General features: G+C 43.1%; 16 protein-coding genes. All 16 read right to left on the bottom strand.

Going from position 1 to position 17,989, the window contains the following annotated elements; translation table 11 throughout:
• Window positions 1-23: 23 nt before the first annotated feature.
• The 16 genes from mreB to BM195_RS13940 all read right to left on the bottom strand — a co-directional run bounded on the left by mreB (window position 24) and on the right by BM195_RS13940 (window position 17,761).
• Window positions 24-1,025 (bottom strand): rod shape-determining protein, encoded by a 1,002-nt coding sequence (gene mreB / locus BM195_RS14020; RefSeq protein ID WP_090239689.1) that lies wholly within the window; start codon window positions 1,023-1,025, stop codon window positions 24-26.
• 759 nt (window positions 1,026-1,784) lie between these two features.
• Window positions 1,785-2,069, bottom strand: a complete 285-nt coding sequence (spoIIID, locus tag BM195_RS14015) for a sporulation transcriptional regulator SpoIIID (RefSeq protein WP_090239684.1) — start codon at window positions 2,067-2,069, stop codon at window positions 1,785-1,787.
• 432 nt (window positions 2,070-2,501) lie between these two features.
• Window positions 2,502-2,717 carry a hypothetical protein gene (locus BM195_RS14005; RefSeq protein ID WP_090239675.1) on the bottom strand — a complete coding sequence of 72 codons (216 nt, stop codon included), beginning with the start codon at window positions 2,715-2,717 and terminating at the stop codon, window positions 2,502-2,504.
• 96 nt (window positions 2,718-2,813) lie between these two features.
• Window positions 2,814-3,860: an AimR family lysis-lysogeny pheromone receptor gene (locus BM195_RS14000; RefSeq protein ID WP_090239670.1), complete on the bottom strand. Its 1,047-nt coding sequence runs from the start codon at window positions 3,858-3,860 to the stop codon at window positions 2,814-2,816.
• A gap of 270 nt (window positions 3,861-4,130) precedes the next feature.
• Window positions 4,131-5,063 (bottom strand): stage II sporulation protein SpoIIQ, encoded by a 933-nt coding sequence (spoIIQ, locus tag BM195_RS13995; protein ID WP_090239665.1) that lies wholly within the window; start codon window positions 5,061-5,063, stop codon window positions 4,131-4,133.
• Window positions 5,064-5,533: 470 nt separating this feature from the next.
• Window positions 5,534-6,655 (bottom strand): stage II sporulation protein D, encoded by a 1,122-nt coding sequence (spoIID, locus tag BM195_RS13990; protein WP_170848266.1) that lies wholly within the window; start codon window positions 6,653-6,655, stop codon window positions 5,534-5,536.
• 184 nt (window positions 6,656-6,839) lie between these two features.
• Window positions 6,840-7,859 (bottom strand): ABC transporter ATP-binding protein, encoded by a 1,020-nt coding sequence (locus BM195_RS13985; protein ID WP_090239656.1) that lies wholly within the window; start codon window positions 7,857-7,859, stop codon window positions 6,840-6,842.
• Window positions 7,856-8,815 (bottom strand): C40 family peptidase, encoded by a 960-nt coding sequence (locus BM195_RS13980; RefSeq protein ID WP_090239652.1) that lies wholly within the window; start codon window positions 8,813-8,815, stop codon window positions 7,856-7,858. Before BM195_RS13980 ends, BM195_RS13985 begins: the two co-directional genes overlap by 4 nt.
• A 142-nt stretch (window positions 8,816-8,957) precedes the next feature.
• Window positions 8,958-9,875 carry a S66 peptidase family protein gene (locus BM195_RS13975; protein ID WP_090239870.1) on the bottom strand — a complete coding sequence of 306 codons (918 nt, stop codon included), beginning with the start codon at window positions 9,873-9,875 and terminating at the stop codon, window positions 8,958-8,960.
• 316 nt (window positions 9,876-10,191) lie between these two features.
• Window positions 10,192-11,838: a peptide ABC transporter substrate-binding protein gene (locus BM195_RS13970; RefSeq protein WP_090239649.1), complete on the bottom strand. Its 1,647-nt coding sequence runs from the start codon at window positions 11,836-11,838 to the stop codon at window positions 10,192-10,194.
• 19 nt (window positions 11,839-11,857) lie between these two features.
• Window positions 11,858-12,865: an ABC transporter ATP-binding protein gene (locus BM195_RS13965; protein WP_090239645.1), complete on the bottom strand. Its 1,008-nt coding sequence runs from the start codon at window positions 12,863-12,865 to the stop codon at window positions 11,858-11,860.
• 9 nt (window positions 12,866-12,874) lie between these two features.
• On the bottom strand, window positions 12,875-13,831 hold the full coding sequence (locus BM195_RS13960) for an ABC transporter permease (RefSeq protein WP_090239641.1): 957 nt from the start codon (window positions 13,829-13,831) through the stop codon (window positions 12,875-12,877).
• A gap of 1 nt (window position 13,832) precedes the next feature.
• The gene (locus BM195_RS13955; RefSeq protein WP_090239637.1) at window positions 13,833-14,765 is read right to left on the bottom strand and encodes an ABC transporter permease; all 933 of its coding nucleotides are present in this window, start codon (window positions 14,763-14,765) and stop codon (window positions 13,833-13,835) included.
• Window positions 14,766-15,132: 367 nt separating this feature from the next.
• Window positions 15,133-16,467: a UDP-N-acetylglucosamine 1-carboxyvinyltransferase gene (gene murA, locus BM195_RS13950; RefSeq protein ID WP_090239633.1), complete on the bottom strand. Its 1,335-nt coding sequence runs from the start codon at window positions 16,465-16,467 to the stop codon at window positions 15,133-15,135.
• 33 nt (window positions 16,468-16,500) lie between these two features.
• Window positions 16,501-17,217 (bottom strand): YwmB family TATA-box binding protein, encoded by a 717-nt coding sequence (locus tag BM195_RS13945; RefSeq protein WP_090239628.1) that lies wholly within the window; start codon window positions 17,215-17,217, stop codon window positions 16,501-16,503.
• A gap of 310 nt (window positions 17,218-17,527) precedes the next feature.
• Complete coding sequence (locus BM195_RS13940) at window positions 17,528-17,761, bottom strand: DUF1146 family protein (protein WP_090239623.1); 234 nt, start codon at window positions 17,759-17,761, stop codon at window positions 17,528-17,530.
• Between the last annotated feature and the right edge of the window lie 228 nt (window positions 17,762-17,989).

Raw genomic sequence — 17,989 nt, 5'->3', positions numbered from 1 at the left:
AAGATCAATGTTTTCAAAAAGAATCAAACGATTTTTTTTCGTTCAATTTTATCAATGTTCTCCAGCATAATGCCTGTCCCTTTGGCAACACAATCCATCGGGTCTTCAGACAATAGAACAGGTACTTTTAATTCCTCAGCGAGCAGCTGATCAATTCCATGAATCAATGCGCCGCCTCCAGTCAAAATAACCCCGCGGTCAATGATGTCAGCCGACAATTCCGGCGGTGTCTGCTCCAGCACCTGTTTGGCCGCTTGTACGATGAGGGCAACCGGCTCACGCAGGGCTTCTTCAATTTCATCAGAATATACCGTGATCGTACGCGGCAGGCCTGTCACCATATCACGGCCGCGTATATCCATCTGCTCGTGGCGCGAATCTTTAAATACTGTGGCAACATTAATTTTGATTTCTTCAGCTGTTCGCTCGCCAATCAGCATTTTATATTCTTTTTTGATGTATTGAAGAATTTCCACATCAAATTTGTCCCCGGCCATTTTAACGGATTCAGCCGTAACGATATTGCCCATGGACAACACCGCCACATCTGTTGTTCCGCCGCCAATGTCCACGACCATATTCCCGCTCGGCTGGTAAATTTCCATGCCGGCTCCAACTGCTGCCACTTTCGGCTCTTCCTCCAGATACACTTTTTTGCCGCCGGATTTTTCAGCAGCTTCTTTGATTGCCTTTTGCTCCACTTTTGTAATGTTTGTCGGGCAGCAAATCAGCATTTTCGGTTTAGAAAAGAACCCTTTCACATTTATTTTATCAATAAAATGCCTCAGCATGGCTTCTGTCACATCAAAATCAGCAATCACACCGTCTTTTAATGGCCGAATCGCTTCGATATTTCCTGGTGTTCGTCCGACCATGCGGCGTGCTGCTTCCCCGACCTCAAGCACACGGCCGGCAGTGCGATCCATCGCCACAACGGATGGTTCATTCAAGACAATTCCTTTTCCTTTCACGTGAATCAACACATTGGCAGTTCCAAGGTCAATCCCGATGTCCCTAGAAAACATTCATTAGATCCTCCCTGCTATCAAAATACTTTCTCGTATCCGTATGTACACAAACTGCAACTAATATTATATTTTACCACAAAATACAACAGATAACTTCCATTTTTGAAAAAAATATTGGGATAAATTCACTAGGATTAGGTCAAAGGTAGCATGGTTTTTGTCTTAAGAAAACCAGGGGGGGATTTTAGAGCACTTACTTCTAAAGACCAGCTGCAGCTGTGTTAATCTTCGTATAAAGTTGATGATTATGAACTGACGGTTTGGTTTTCTGGCTGGAGTTTTTGTGCTCCGACTGAAGTTTCTGCTCCACGGCAGAAGTTTCCACTCTCGGGCTAAAATACGCCCCTTTGGTAATTTAAGGATGGATATTTTTGCAGGAAATGACCGGAAAGTGTCGAATAATTATTTAAGAAAACTGAAGAAAAGAAGTGTTTAACTTTTGTTCCCAACAACTTTAACGTACAGAAAAAGTCACACGAGCTGCTGGCTTACGAGGCCATTGAACACTTGGACAACTCGATATGTCCTAAAATTGGATGATGCACGCTGAATTTGGTTGATTTCCTCTTTATTTGGTTCGTATATCCGGCATTTGGTTGATTTTCATCTTATTTGTTCATAGTATCGGTCATTCCCACACCAAAAACCCAGCCGCATCCTGGCCGGGCTTTGGATCAAATATACCTCCCTCTTCAGCAGATTGTGTTACTGCAGGGCCACCACCTCCTTTGATGCTCGTCAGTCGTGGAAAACCGATTATCCTACTGGTTTGAAGGTGGAATCTTCTGTCCTTTTGTCTTCTCTGTACTTATTGCGGGTTGCTTCACCCCCGCGAAGATGGCGAATTGATTTGTGGTAGTTAAGTACATCCTTGACCTGGTTATAAAGTTCCGGATTTATTTCCGGCAAGCGTTCTGTTAAATCTTTGTGGACTGTGCTTTTGGAAACACCAAATTCCCTTGCGATCAATCGGACAGTTTTCCTCGTCTCCACGACATAATTTCCTATCCTGATTGTCCTTTCTTTGATGTAATCGTGCACACCGTTCGCCTCCCTAAGTTGGATATTTCCGAGGTGTGGTTTGAGACAAGGTGATACAATGTATGCTGTTCACTTATCTGCTGAACATATCCTTCTGTGCAGCTCTGGCTGTATTTATATCACTGAATCAAATAAGGGAAGACTCTTTTACATATGAGGTTTGTATGTATCAGGTGAAAAATTTGGATGACTGGACACAGGAAGCTACACAAGCTCTCACCTCAGACTTTTCTGAATGCTTGGTTTGTAATATTTTATTAACGTTTAGTGAGGATTATGATTAAAATTGCATCTTTCGGGGCGGTGGACAAGAAGTAATTTTTATGATAACAATATCATTATAAAAAAAGAAAATAGGGTTCAGGCTTTTTGTATTGATTTAAATCAAATATACAGACTATGGGCTTTTCTATTTAACGAACTTTCCTGTTATTAATCCAGGTCGCCCATTACCGGATCAGAATCCAGATCGCCCATTACTGGGTCAGAATCCAAGTCACCCATCACTGGATCAAAATCCAGATCGCCCATTACTGGATCAGAATCCAAGTCGCCCATTACTGGGTCCGCCACATCAACGGCATCAAATGCCAAGGTACCTGCCAACACCATTGTCATAACACCCAAAGTAACGATAAACTTTTTCATATTTTAGCCTCCTTAGATTTTCTTTAAATTTAAAGCCTGACCCTATTTTCATAACTAACGAATTGATACGCGGGGAATACACCCGCCATGACAGAGCTAATCGCTCATTTTTTGAAGCGCGTTTAGTGGCAGTCTGCTGAAGAAATAGTCGCTTCGCTTTTCAATAAAATTGTTGTACGACTGGAGAAGTAAGCTTTTATCCTGTTTGGCCATTCCCAAATAGTACATTTTGAAAGGGCTGTCAATCTCTATTTCCTTTAAAATCGCCCTTGCTTTGAAATAATTTCCTTTCGCTATTTCGATATGAGCCTGTTCACTTTTATCTGTTGATGTGATGTTTTCCACTTTTTTAAAGTGTGCTGATAAAAACGGAATATTATTTTGTACAATAATATTTGCAATACGATTCAGGTCATCTTTTTTGGCGATTTTCAGTGCTTCGTTAAGATGATACATGCCCTGATAATATGTATCATACATATACGAAAGCGCGAGATTGATGTGGAGGCTGATTTTCGTTTTTGAGTTGGTTGTGCGTGTCAAGACCCGAAAAGCATATTTGCGCGCCATAATTACTTCGTTGCGGACAAGAAAATAAACGAACAAATTGTGATATAAACGGTCATGGAAAAATTCCAGAAGAAAGTGGTCATTTATTTTTTCAAATAAGTATTGCTGCTTTTCCAGAATGTTACCTAATTTGCCGTATTCACCCCGGCCATAATAAACAGTGACTTTGATAAATTCGAGCAAGCACTTCAGTTCAGGTTCATCCGTTTTCATAGCGTTGACATGTCTCAGGATTTCTTGATCTGAATAACGCCTTTGTTTGCGATCCAGCGTCAATTGATAGACCTCTGCCCATTTCTGATTCGAGGGGTTTTTTGACGATTTATTTTTGATGATTGATTGCTGCAAATCATCATAGTAACCATTCATATATAAATATTCCATGCCTTTTTTTTGGGTATTATCTGATGTTGTTTCCAGACAAAATTTGCGAATCAGCTGCTCGACCGTTTGCTCATCATGCTCCTTTTCCAATACCAGCATCACTTGTTCCAATGTCAACTCATCATTATTGGATAAGTTGATGAGCAAATCCGACTTCTCGGATTTCTGTGTCGCTTTGGAATAGTGCATGAAATACACCCCTCTTAATCAGAATGCTCGAACTAGGTAAATAGTACCGGTATATTGTGACCAATTAACAAAACATTCTGCAAAATTGATTGGTTTAATTATATAATATCACAAATTTCAACAAAATAAAGGATAATCCTTCGACAATTTTCGCAGTGAATTTTTAATCGTAGAAGATATAACAGCCAAACAGACAAAAAAATAACCCTAGTAAAATCACTAGGGTTTTGCGTTAATAGATTACGCATTTGTGATGGGGAAGCTTTCAGTTTACTCTTCCTCTTCGGTTCCACCAGTCTGATCATCATTACCTGGTGTTTCCTCATTGTCCATTGCATCATCTGCATTTTCGTCTGACTCTGAATCCTCATCCTCAGATGCGTCAGGCTCTGTACCTTCCTCTTCTGTAGCATCGGATTCAGCACTTTCCTCTTCTGTGGCACCGGATTCTGCATCTTCTTCGGTACCTTCAGACTCCGCATTTCCGTTTTCGGCTTCTTCATCTTCAGCCAACGCCTCATCCAGAGCACTTAACGGCTGATTGAAAAAGGTTTCCGGATTTACATCTTGTCCATCTTTTCTAATTTCAAAATGGAGATGTGTTCCGTTGTCTTTTCCGAAAAGATTTTCGCCGGCAGTTCCAATGACATCACCCTGTTCAATCTCTTCATCGGCAGAAACCTGAACATCGCCAAGACTCGCGTAATGGGTTGTCACATCATTTTCATGTGTTAACGTTACAACATTACCAAGCAGCGGATCTTCTTTGACTTCCGTAACTGTTCCACTTAATGACGACAACACATCAAACGTTTCACCATCAGCAGATGCAATATCAAGACCTGTACTTTGGTAATAGCGGTCGTTAAATACGACAATTGCATTCTCCTGATCTTCCTGGTCTGCGTTGTAATCATAGTATTTAGTTACGATTTCTGCTTGATCCATGTTCTCAACAGGCATTTGAATGACTTCCTGTTGATCCACTACAGGCTGTGCATCTTCATCATGTTCAACTGGTGCATACTCCTCTGTATTCTCTTCTTCCTGAGTCTCATCAATCTGGTTGCCAAGGTTTTGGTACCATATGACCAATGACAGAAGAAGCGCAGCAATCGTCAAATACACTGCCGGGAAAAACCACTTCTTGCGAAAAATGCGACTCCACTTATTTTTTGGAGTTCCGTTGTTTTCCTCTTTCATATTGTCATCACCTCAACAACCATTCTGAGCAGAAAAATAGAAAACTATACATTTTATCCAAAAAAATTCCCGGATTTATGGATTTTTTTAAGGATTCAGGGTACATTAAGGGGGTTAATGTTATGATTCGCTCTAATTCTTGAAATCATCTGTTGCCAGTTTAGAAGTTTCGGTTCAAATTTTCCTGCCCGGCGTTTCAGAGGGATCACCTACTTGGAGAAGTTTTCGGTTTCGGTATTCTCCTCCCTCTTTTTTGCAGGTCGCTCCCAGTTCGTATCCTTATCTCCCGCCTTTTGCTGCAGCACTGCCGGCTACGTGTTTTGCTCTTCCGCCCTTTGCGGAGATACTGCCCCCGTTTTCTGAACTTACATCCGGTTTTAAGCTGAAATGCCAATCAAAAAATAGAAATGCCCTGAGATGGAGCGTTCCATCCGGGCATTTCCTTCCGTTGATGATATTCGTGGAAACGTTTATTTTGCCACCAGTGTAGGTGCAGTATCCGAAACAGTGCTGATTTCCACACCTTGGTAGTAATGCTTTACAATCTCCTCATATGTTTTGCCTTCTTCGGCCATCCCGTTTGCACCAAATTGACTCATGCCAATTCCATGTCCAAAACCTTTTGTCGTAAAAATCAAATGATCGTTCTTTTTCTCAACGGAAAAATCACTTGACCGCAAGCCGAGGTCTTCGCGAATGTCTCTGCCAGAATACGATGTTTCACCTATCGTAACCTGGTCCACACGATTGCCTTCTGTTCTGCTGATCTCCATGGAAAGGTCTTCAACATTCGGGATATCCGTCTCAAGCAGGTCTTCCACTTCGGCTATGGTAAATACTTTCTGGTCCAAATACTTTGGTGTATTTGTATCCCAGGGGCTTTCCACACTTCGTAAATAAGGAACTTCATCATCCCAATAATCCTCAGAGTTTTCGGTATAGCCGTTACTGGTTGAAAAATATGCAGCAGTAATCGGTGTATTCTCATAGGTTAAAATTTCACCTTTTGTTTCAGCGACCGCTTTTTTAATTTTGTTCATTTCCTCATCATAGTCACTTCCCATTGAATTCCGCAGTTCCTTATCATTATGGTAAACTTGATCACTTGTCGTATCTGTTACATCCGGCTGTTCTCCATTGTCCTGGTGAAGCAGCCGATTGACAATAAACGTTCGGGCAGCAAGTGCCTGTGCTTTCAGTGCTTCCAATTCAAATTCGGCCGGTGTTTCAGAAGCGACGACCCGGGAAACATATGTCTCCAGCGGTACCGTTTCAACTTGCTCGGAATTTGCACGCATGACTTCAACAGCGAACGGGGAATCCCCCATCGCAATTTCGACATCACCGGGGTTTTGTTCGACGGCCTCTTCCTGCTCATTTGCATCCGACATAAACGGCACAACGATTAACGTAGGAACGACCAAAATAACCGTGATTAAACACGATAAAAACAGAACAGTTGAACCTTTCCACGATGCAAGGGGCTTATTGAGGCGAACTGGCTTCCTGTTTTTTTGAAGCAGCTGTAACGATTGACTTTTGCGCTGTTTATTCTTTTTCCGGACCCTGGGAATAATTTTACTTTTTTTCATGAACTGCCTCCTTATCTTTATGGTTTGGTGTAGTGACTTAAAAGGTTGTGTCTTGGTACAGCCTCTAGCATTCCTACTATTAAATTTATACAGTGCATGAAAACAATAGAACCAGAGATTTTTATAAAAACTCTTGCCGGTCTCCTTGATCGCTTTTCACAGTGAATGAAATAAAGCCCGTGCATTATGACTGCACAGGCTTTTTCCTGATATGAATGTCCGGCTCATTGGTTTGGTTTAATGTTTCATCATATAAGTGACAGGCGACATAATGTTTCTTTTCAACTTCCTGCCATTCCGGTTTTTTCGATGCACAGACATCCATTGCAAATGGGCAGCGGGTCCGGAATACACAGCCGCTCGGCGGATTGATCGGACTTGGCAGTTCACCTTCTAGAATGATTCGCTCCCGTGTATCCTCAATATCCGGGTCCGGAATCGGGATGGCTGACAATAGTGCCTGTGTATACGGGTGTAGCGGATTATCATAAAGGGAATCGCTGGATGTCAGCTCGACCATGTGCCCCAAATACATAACACCGATGCGATCGGAAATTTGTTTGACCATGGATAAGTCGTGGGCAATAAATAAAAAGGTTAGCCCTTTTTCTTTTTGCAGTCTTTTTAATAGATTGACGACTTGAGCCTGAACGGAAACATCCAAGGCAGAAATGGGTTCATCAGCAATGATAAAATCCGGATCCAGTGCCAGTGCACGGGCAATACCGATCCGCTGCCGCTGCCCGCCGCTGAATTCATGCGGATAACGGTTGGCATGATCACGGTTCAATCCTACCTCTTCCAGCAGCTGAATGACCCGATCCAGCTGTGCTTGCTTGTTCGGATAAAGGCTGTGTACTTCCATTGGCTCAGCAATCACTTCCTTAACGGTTGACCGGGGATTCAGTGATGCATAGGGATCCTGAAAAATCATTTGCATGTTACGGTAAAATTGAAAGGTTTCCTTGTCGTTAAGTTCATGCACATTTTGGCCATCATAGAGAACATCTCCTGCCGTTTTGTCATATAAACCCATAATCGTGCGCCCGACCGTTGTTTTTCCGCAGCCTGACTCGCCGACAAGTCCGAATGTTTCTCCTTTATTGATATGAAACGTTACGTCGTTGACCGCTTGCAGTATTTGCTCTTTTCCCATATGAAAATGTTTGCGTAATTTATTGACTTGTAAAATCTTCTCATTCATGATAAGTTCCCCTCTGTTTGCTGCCAGTAACGTTTGGCCGCACAAAGCTCTTTTTCATATTTCGTTCCTTCAAGCTCGATCAATTCAACGCCTCTGCCTGTTTGCGGCGAGTGAAGCATTTTCCCGTCACCATAATAAAATCCGACATGATGCAGTCTACCTTTTCCTTCTTCATAAGCAAAAAAGATTAAATCACCCGGCTTGAGCTCGTCATATGGAATCGTTTGGCCTGCCTTAGCCTGATCGCCGGCATCACGAGGAATCTGGTATCCGTTTGCTTTATGCATGGCATAGGCAAAACCCGAGCAGTCATAGCCGAACGAACTCATGCCGCCCCAGAAGTAATCCAGTCCCATGTAGCGCTCCCCCGATTTCAGCAGACGGCTTCCCGTCCGTTTTTCCAGTCCTTGATCTGAACGGAAAACGGTCACAGCATTTTTTGACAGAAAGTTAAGGCCGTGTGGTGTGATAACCTTAACGCGGTCTGTTGCTTCACTTTCGACGGGTAAAATGGTCATGTAACTGAGTTTCATAAATTGCTCGCCATCGTCCGTTTCCAGCCAGGCATGTTTCGCAGTGACGGCAGCTGAATAGCCGCGCTGCCAATCATGTTTGCTCAATTTTCCCAGCTGTTTGAGCGGCACCCACCCAGGATATCCGCACTGATCCTTTTCTGAGCTTTGCGTCGGGATGACAACATGAGCCCAGTCATCTCTCGTTTCGATTACCATAACGGCCTCTCCGTATAATGTTTGTGTCTGTACACGATTTTCATCGGATAGGGCTACAGTTGATTCATATGTCAGACCTTCAATCCATTTATCCATGTCTGTCGGATTGCTGATACCTTGTTTATCCATATCTCTGGGAGAAGATGGTGTTGTCCATATAGTCGCAACCTGGACTGCCGTCACCCATAGCTCCTCAGAAAATTGATCAAACGTTTGTTTAGTCATGAGCTCCCCCCCTTTTTTTTGGTGATCGACATTTTCAAGCCCTCCGAATACGTGGCCTCTATTAACAATGATTTCTCACAACAGTTCAACTTCAAATCCTTTATATGCTTAGAACTAATATTTCACCTTTTAATGTAATTGTTTATTGTACGCCTGCTTCAACTGTCAACGATTTATCTGCCGTTGACAGCATAGCTTTTTCACCCAATGGCAGCGAAAAGTGCGGAATGCAGTGCCCGATTTTAAATCCGGACATGACCGGACAGGAAAGTATCGCAACATAATCATAGAAAACATGATTTAATGAAAGGGAAGGTTTTCCTTCCGGCGGGTCAGCTTCAGCAAAGTCTCCGAGGACAACCCCAGCTGCCGCATCCAGTTTGCCGGCAAGTTTTAGCTGATTAAGCATGGAATCAACACGGTATGGTTCTTCACCGATGTCCTCCAGTAAAAGCAACTTCCCATACGTATCAATTTCGTATGGTGTACCAAGTGAACTGACCAGGAGCGACAGATTCCCGCCGACAAGCTCACCTGAGGCTTCTCCAGGTACGATCACCTTTAACGGGGAAATAGCCTCTGAATAGTGTAGTTTCACAGGATTAAACAGCTGTTTGAACATGCTTGCTGACAACTCATCAAAATCACTGTCGGCAATATCAGATGCAGGCATGGGACCATGAAATACCGTAAGCCCTGTTTGCTGAAGGATGGCTGTGTGTAAATAAGTAATATCACTATAACCCCATAAAATTTTCGGGTTTCGCTCAACTAAATGATAGTCGATTTGACTGGCGATCCTCGGTGTCCCGTAACCACCCCGGGCAAACATAATTGCTTTAATTGAATGGTCAGCCATCATCTGATGAAAGTCATCAAGCCGTTCAGCATCTGTACCGGCCAAATAGCCGTGCTGCAGGTGAGTGCTTTTCCCGAGTTTGACATAAAGTCCCATCTGTTCAAAAAATGGGATTGACTGTTTTAACCGCTTGGTATCAGCCAGGCTTGCCGGTGCCATGATTCCAATTGTATCGCCTTTTGTTAATCGTCGCGGTTTCATGTGGATCCAGTCCTTTTTATGTATATTGGTCACGTCATCACCTCAACTCTGGGCAAGTTTATGATGATAGAAGTGGAAGAAGGAGTGGCTGCTATGAGCCATTCCTTCCACACTTCACAATGTTGGTCGTTAACCACCTTGTGCGATAAGGTGCTGATCACGCGAATTTCGGATGTCATCGAACGTTCCCGCCCCCATTTGTCAGGCAAAACCCCACTACCCTCGTGCAATGCAGCACTTCCGCCGGACGCGCCAAACACTATCACACTTTTTTTAGGTAAGATTTCGGCATCCGAAAAAAATCTGCCCCGAACATCTATTCCTTATCAGCCCATTTCAATTCCAGATATCCAACTGGATGGCGTACAATGTCTTTTACATTATCTTTGTAAATGTAAACTTGGTTATAATAATGAATAGGGAAGATCGGCATTTCTTCTGCCACCAATTTCTCTGCTTCATACATATGCTGCCAGCGCTCCTCCTCATTCGTCTCCTGTTTCGCTTGTGCAATCAATTCATCATATTCGTCATGCGACCAACCCGTACGGTTCATCGAAGAATCAGTTGTAAAGCTTTCCAGGAAGTTAACCGGATCGCCATAATCAAAAATAAATGAGCTTCTAGAAAACTGCAGGTTCAATGCTTTCTGGTCTTCCAAAAAGACGTTCCATTCCGTGTTGGCCAGTTCGACATCAATACCAAGATTTTCACTAAACATATTTTGCATAGTTTCCGCAATTGCTTTGTGTTGTTCATCCGTATTGTATGTGAGTGTTACCGGCGGCAGTTCATCATATCCTTCCGCTTCCATGCCTTCTTCAAGCAATTGTTTTGCCTGCTCCGGATCAAAATTCACCAAATCGCCGTTTACATCACGGAAGTCTTCTCCGGATGGGGTTGTAAAACCTGGTGAGACGAATGCTTTGGCTGCTTCTTCTTTATTTTTGGTGACATAGTCAACAATGTCCTCCTGATTGATAGCCAGGGCGAATGCTTTCCGGATTTTTTCGTTTTGGAAGGGCTCCTCTTCGACATTAAAGCGGTAAAAATAAAGGCCTGCCTGGTCTTCAATGACAACATTATCACCGTTAATCAGCTGATCCGCCATATCAGACGGGATTTCCGTCACATCGAGTTCATTACTTTCAAACATCTGATACTCGGTATTGACATCATTCACCATGGCCCAGTTCACCTTATCAAGATTGACCGTATCACGATCCCAATACTCCTCATTTTTGGCCATAATCATTTCCTGATCATGTGTCCACGATTCCAGTTTAAATGGTCCATTGGCAACAAACGAATCTGCTTCTGCATACCATTCCGGGTTTTCCTCGGCAACTTCTTTATTAACCGGAAAAAATGCTGGATTGGTCAATACATGGAGGAAGAAACCGGTAGGAGCAGTCAGCGTCACTTCAAACGTTTTGTCATCAACTACTTCGACTGCCACATCTTCTGGTGAACCTTCACCGGAATTGTATGCCTCTCCGCCTTCAATAAAGTAGCCGAGAAATGCTGCAGAAGATCCTGTTTCCGGGTCCAGCAGCTGGCGCCATGCATAAGCAAAGTCCTCAGCCGTTACCGGGTCGCCATTGGACCAATTGGCATCTTCACGAAGATAGAACGTATAGGTTTTCCCGTCATCGGAAATATCCCAGTCTTCTGCAATAGCCGGTTGTGGCTGGTCATCCTGGCCAAGTCTCGTCAATCCCTCCATCAAGTTGTTCAACACATTCCATGAAACAGAGTCAAAACCAACCGGCGGATTCAAGGACCTCGGCTCTTCCCCGTTATTCATGTACAAGACTTTTTCTTCACTGCCGTCATTTTCTTCGGTCGCCTCTGAATCTGAGTCATCCCCTTCGTCGCCTTCATTTCCGGTTGATGTTGTACACGCCGCCAACAATAATATGAAACCGGCAAACATGAGTAATAAAAACCCCTTCTTCTTCATGTCTTTTTTCTCCCCCTTGTTATGTTTTGTCGGCTGCTTGAGCCAATAGTTGTTTGGCCCGGTCATCCTGAAGCCAGCAATCCACTTTGTGTGTAACGCTGCGTTCCGACTGGACCGGGTAAACTTTATCACACACCTCCATGGCCATGGGACACCTTGCTGTGAATGGACATCCTTGTGGAGGTGAGAATAAATCCGGTGGTGTCCCGTCAATCGGGATCAGTTTTTCCCCTTTGATATCCAGCCTTGGCACTGATTTCAATAATCCTTTTGTATACGGATGCTCCGGCTGATAAAAAATTTCCTGCCGTGTACCTTCCTCAATAATTTTTCCGGCATACATGACGACAATGCGATCGGCTATTTTAGCAACAACGCCCAAGTCATGTGTGATTAAGATGATTGAGACGCCGGTTTGATCCTGAATACGTTCAAACAGTTCCAGAATCTGTGCCTGAATCGTTACGTCAAGTGCAGTTGTCGGTTCATCGGCAATCAGGAGCTCCGGCTCACAAATCAGCGCAATAGCAATCACAATGCGCTGACGCATACCGCCGCTGAATTGATGCGGATATTGTTTGAGCCGCTCTTGCGGGTTCGGGATCCCAACCAAATCCATCATTTCCAACGCTTTCTCTTTCGCTTCCGCACTTGATGTTTTGCGATGCTCCATTAACCCTTCAACCAGCTGTGTGCCAATCGTTAATGTTGGATTCAATGCTGTCATGGGGTCCTGAAAAATCATCGAAATATCAACACCACGAATGGAACGCATCTCTTTCTCAGATACACTGGTGAGTTCTTTTCCTTTAAATGTAATGGTTCCGTTTGAGATTTTCCCCGGAGGATCAGGTATCAGGCGCATTATCGCGTTCGATGTCACACTTTTTCCGCATCCCGACTCGCCGACAATGGCCAACGTTTCCCCTTTTTTCAAGTAAAAATTAACGCCTCTTACTGCTTTAACCGTACCGCCATATGTTGAAAATGTTACATGCAGATCTTTTACATCGAGTATTTTTTCCATCTGTTTCACCTACTCCCTCAGCTTCGGATCAAGTGCATCCTGAAGCCCGTCACCAAGAACATTAAATGCAAACATCGTAAACGAAATGAAAAAAGCCGGGAAAAATAGTGTCCACCAATAACCGGATAAAATTGCCCCTAATGCATCATTTGCCATGACACCCCAGCTGGCGTAGGGCGATTGGATTCCCAGCCCGAGAAAACTGAGGAATGCTTCAGCAAAAATCGCATTCGGTACCGTCAGGGTCATTTGTACGATAATCGGCCCCATCGTATTCGGAAGCAGATTTTTTCGGATAATTCTTGGTGTTTTGGTTCCAAATGATTTCGATGCGAGTACAAATTCAAAATTTTTGATCTGCAGCACCTGTCCCCTGACAATACGAGCCATGCCGACCCATCCGGTGACAGATAGGGCAATAATAATCGTTGTCAGGCTTGGTCCCATGACAACAAGAAGCAAAATAACAACCAATAAGTACGGCAATCCGTATAAAATTTCAATGATACGCATCATAACGCTGTCGGTGCGTCCGCCTTTATAACCGGAAATACCGCCGTAAATAACCCCTACAAAAAAATCAATTAATGCAGCCATCAATCCCACAAACAATGAAATTCTGGCGCCATACCATGTCCGAGTGAATACATCACGCCCGAGTGAATCTGTTCCAAACCAATGTTCAGCTGATGGCGGCAGGAACTGATTTGGACGGTTCTGATCGACCACTGAATACGGTGACAATATCGGACCAATAGTAGCAAGAATTCCCAAAATGATTAGAAAAACCAATCCCGCCATTGCCAGTTTATTTTTCCTCAGGCGCTTCCATGCATCTTTCCAGTATGAAAGAGACGGGCGTGAGACGGTTTCAGCCGCATCCAGATCCTTATCCTTCCACTTGAACCAATCGTCCGGGATATCGGCAGGAGAATGAGTGGGCTTTGTTTCGTCATTTGATGTCATGTTATTCTCCTCCCTTTTTGTGCAATTTAATTCTCGGATCGAGTAAACCGTATGCAATATCGACCAAAAACAGCATGATAATCAGAAATGCACTGTAAAACACCGTTGTCCCCATAATGACGGGATAATCCCGTTGATTAATACTTTCAACAAAATACTTGCCCATACCAGGAATGCCAAATATTTGTTCAATGACGAAAGTGCCCGTCAATATACCGGCGAGCAGTGTCCCCATAATAGTCACCACCGGCATGAGGGCGTTTTTCAGTGCATGTTTGATAATAATTTTCCACGGTTTTAGTCCTTTTGCGCGGGCCATTTTGATGTAGTCCTGTGTGAGCACCTCAAGCATCGTTGATCGTGTCAGCCGGGCGATAATCGCCATCGGACCGGTTGCAAGTGCGATGGTCGGCATGATCATATGCATTGGGCTTGACCAGGTGGCTGCAGGCAGAATCCCCAAGTAAACAGCAAATGTTTGAATCAGCAATGTCGCCAGGACAAAGTTCGGAATCGATATCCCCAAAACGGCAATCGTCATCGCCATATAGTCGATGATGCCGTTATGTTTCAAGGCAGCGAAAATGCCGAGAACGATTCCGGAAATAACTGCCACGATGATCGTGGCAATTCCCAGTTCAAATGAAATCGGGAATCCGCGTCCCAGCAGATCATTGACAGTTTCTGTCGGCTGTTTAATGGATGGTCCAAAATCAAATGTGATGATTGATTTAATGTAAAGAAGGTACTGTATGTAATAGGGCTCATCCAAATTATAATGTTCCTCAAGATTGGCCTGAACCGTCTCATTCGTCGTCCGCTCCTCATTCAGCGGCGATCCTGGCAGTGTTACCATCAGAACAAACGTCAGCGTGACAATGATCCAAATCGTCACAAGCATGATGGTGAACCTTTTTAAAATATAACGCAGCATGCCGTCACACTCCTAATGTCAATACACTTAAGCTGAAAGCGATTACAATTATTGGCAGCTCACCTGACCATTAATCTTTTAATCTACTATGCTAAAACCTTTATGATGACCGGAGCACACACAATCAATACTCCCTGTCATCAGTTTGGACAGTTTGTAATTTTATTTTAATTTTAACAGTTTTATTATAAAATGCAATATTGTATCATAAGAAAAACGAATTAAAATCATGCCGTCTCCCTTTTGTTTCAGGGATGAGTCAGCACCATCGAAAAGAAGTGAGAATCGTATTGCACGCTTAATCAATGCCATTACAACAGAAAAAACAGATGAATAAACATCTGTTTTTTCTGTCTACCTATATGATTTATGATTGGGATAATTGTGGTATGACTTGATCAGTTTGATAATCCACCTGCATAAATGGGTTAACCTGATCTCCATTTTCATCTACTCGCTCAATATCAGCACCCAGGGAAGCCAATTTTTCGGCAAAATTAACATAACCACGATCAAGGTGCTTTAATTCAGTGACACGGGTAAACCCTTCAGCACGCAGACCTGCCAGAATAAGTGCAGCTGCCGCACGCAGATCAGTTGCCGCTACCTCAGCACCCTGCAAGTCACCAGGTCCTTCGATAATCACACTTCGACCCTCTATTTTCATTTTCGCATTCATGCGCCGGAATTCCTCGACATGCATAAACCGATTTTCAAACACTGTTTCTGTTATAACACTTGTGCCATAGGCATTCAGCATGAGAGCCATCATTTGTGACTGCATATCAGTTGGAAACCCTGGATGTGGCAAGGTTTTAATGTCAGTCGCAAGCAGTTTATCAGGACCAATAACGCGAATGCCATTTTTTTCATCTGTGACTGTAACACCCATTTCCTCCAGCTTGGAAATGACGGATCGCAAATGTTCGCTTTCCGCATTTTCAATCAGGATATTTCCGCCGGTTATGGCTCCGGCGATCATAAAGGTGCCAGCCTCCACTCGATCCGGGATGATGGTATGTTTTACACCGTACATTTTTTCTACACCTTCAATACGGATCGTTTCGGTACCTGCACCGACTACCTTTGCACCCATCTTATTCAGAAAGTTTGCCAAATCTACAATTTCGGGTTCTTTTGCGCAGTTTTCAATAATGGTTTTCCCTTCTGCAAGTGCTGCAGCCATCATAATATTTTCAGTTGCCCCTACACTCGGCATATCAAGATATATTTTTGCACCATGGAGGCGTCCATCAGCTTCCAGTTCAACGTATCCATTGCCAACGTGCACACGTGCCCCCATTGCTTCAAACCCTTTCAAATGCAAATCAATTGGCCGTGAGCCGATAGCACAACCGCCCGGCATTGCAACTTTGGCATGGCCATAACGCGCCAATAACGGTCCGAGAACCAATACAGACGCACGCATTTTTCGAACATATTCAAAGGGAGCTTCCGTGAGTAATTCATTTGACGCATCAACATAAACTGTATTATTTTCAAAATGTACACTTGCATTCATGTTTCGCAGTACTTCATTGATTGTATACACATCAGCCAGGACGGGAACATCGGTAATATCACTTTTCCCTTCACTCGCCAGCATACTGGCAGTTATGACTGGCAGCACAGCATTTTTAGCTCCTTCTGCTTTGACAGTGCCGTTCAGCCGTTTCCCGCCTTTTACGATGATTTTGTCCATATTCTATTCCCCTTATAATCCAATTTCACTATATTAATATTCATTAATCAGCATAGGTGTGCCTATCGTTACACGTTTGCTGTCATGTGTACCGTTCTGGACCACCATTTGCAGGTTCATCGGTTTTTGCATTGTAATTTCCTGCTCCCACAACGGTGTATACCCGTACACGATTTTTTTAACCTTTGATGTTTCCACATTATCTGTTTGTGTTTGAATATTCGTTAATTGCAATGTTTGTTTCAGTTGATTTAAAAAATAAGCAATTTCTATTTTAGCATCAACATCTGCAGTTAGACAAGCAAATTTTGTCGACTCAGTTGTGAAATATGTCGCTTGTATGTCTTCCACTCTATTAATATAGAAGTCAGCGATTGAATCATTCCAATGTTCTCCCTGCAAAACTGCAACAAATTCCGCATCATACATAGCATTTTTGGGAATCACAACATTATACATTTCGGAAATGTTCATTTTTTTATGTGCGCGCTCGAAAGAATATTTTACCGCTTTTTCGTCTTCCGTTCTAGTGGCCTTATAACTATTTTCATCCTGCAGTTTATTTGTTATGTGTTCAATTGCATCCCTGTTCATCTCTTCTTTGATTGTCACTTGCCAGCTGTCAACCGACACCCCGTCTTCAGTTACAATTGATGCAATATCAGTCAGTTCATCCGTCTGTTTGGCCAATACCCCGGAGCTCATCATCATGAATAAATAAATACTTAAAATGATTGCCAGTTTTCGCATTAAAAAATCCCCCTTGATTTACTATAGTTATAGTATGAACAAGAGAGATCCTTCACATACAGTAAAGTTATTGTGTTATCAAATGATAGTTTCATAAAATAGAATTTCAATCAGTGGGGAATTCCAGCTCACACGGCGTCCTAGTGCAGGGATGTCACAAGATTTCTCCGTGCATTTACTCCCCTGCGATTTTGTGCCGGATAATCACAGCCGGCAAGCAGGACAGGCAGCTAATCCCTCATTGTCTTGATTCCAAGTCTTGAAGCGGGGATCCTGCTACCACAAAAGTGGAAAATCATTGCTTTGAAGCTCAAAAAAGAAACATCAGATCCTGTGACCATTGAATAAATTCAAGAAAAAACCTGCTGACACCTGTACCGATGACAATCGTGATAAACATAATCAACACACGTGCTTCGGTTTCGCGTCCCTTTCTGATCAGCGGATCGAGATTAATCGTTGTCATGACTCTCCACGTTATATAAATAAAGATTAAATGCGATATCATACTTATGATAGCAGTTACGCCTATTGAAGAAAACATAAATTTCACACCTTTACTTTTATCCCGGCAACACGTGCCTAATATCAATTGTTACTTTGCCATTTCTCAGAACTCTTGTCAATATTGACGATAATCGTCGGTAAAAATCCTAACTCAGAAACATGAAGTGAAACAGATAAGTTCAGATGGGAGAACACCTTCAGCTAATCATTAGTGAGATTGAACTTCAGACTAAAAACGATGACAATCGCCAATGTTTGTACTAGG

Origin of the sequence: Lentibacillus halodurans (assembly GCF_900112045.1) — a bacterium.
GTDB classification, from domain to species: Bacteria; Bacillota; Bacilli; order Bacillales; family Amphibacillaceae; genus Lentibacillus; species Lentibacillus halodurans.
Note: the sequence above shows the minus strand (reverse complement) of the source record. Positions and strands in the feature narration are given on the sequence as shown.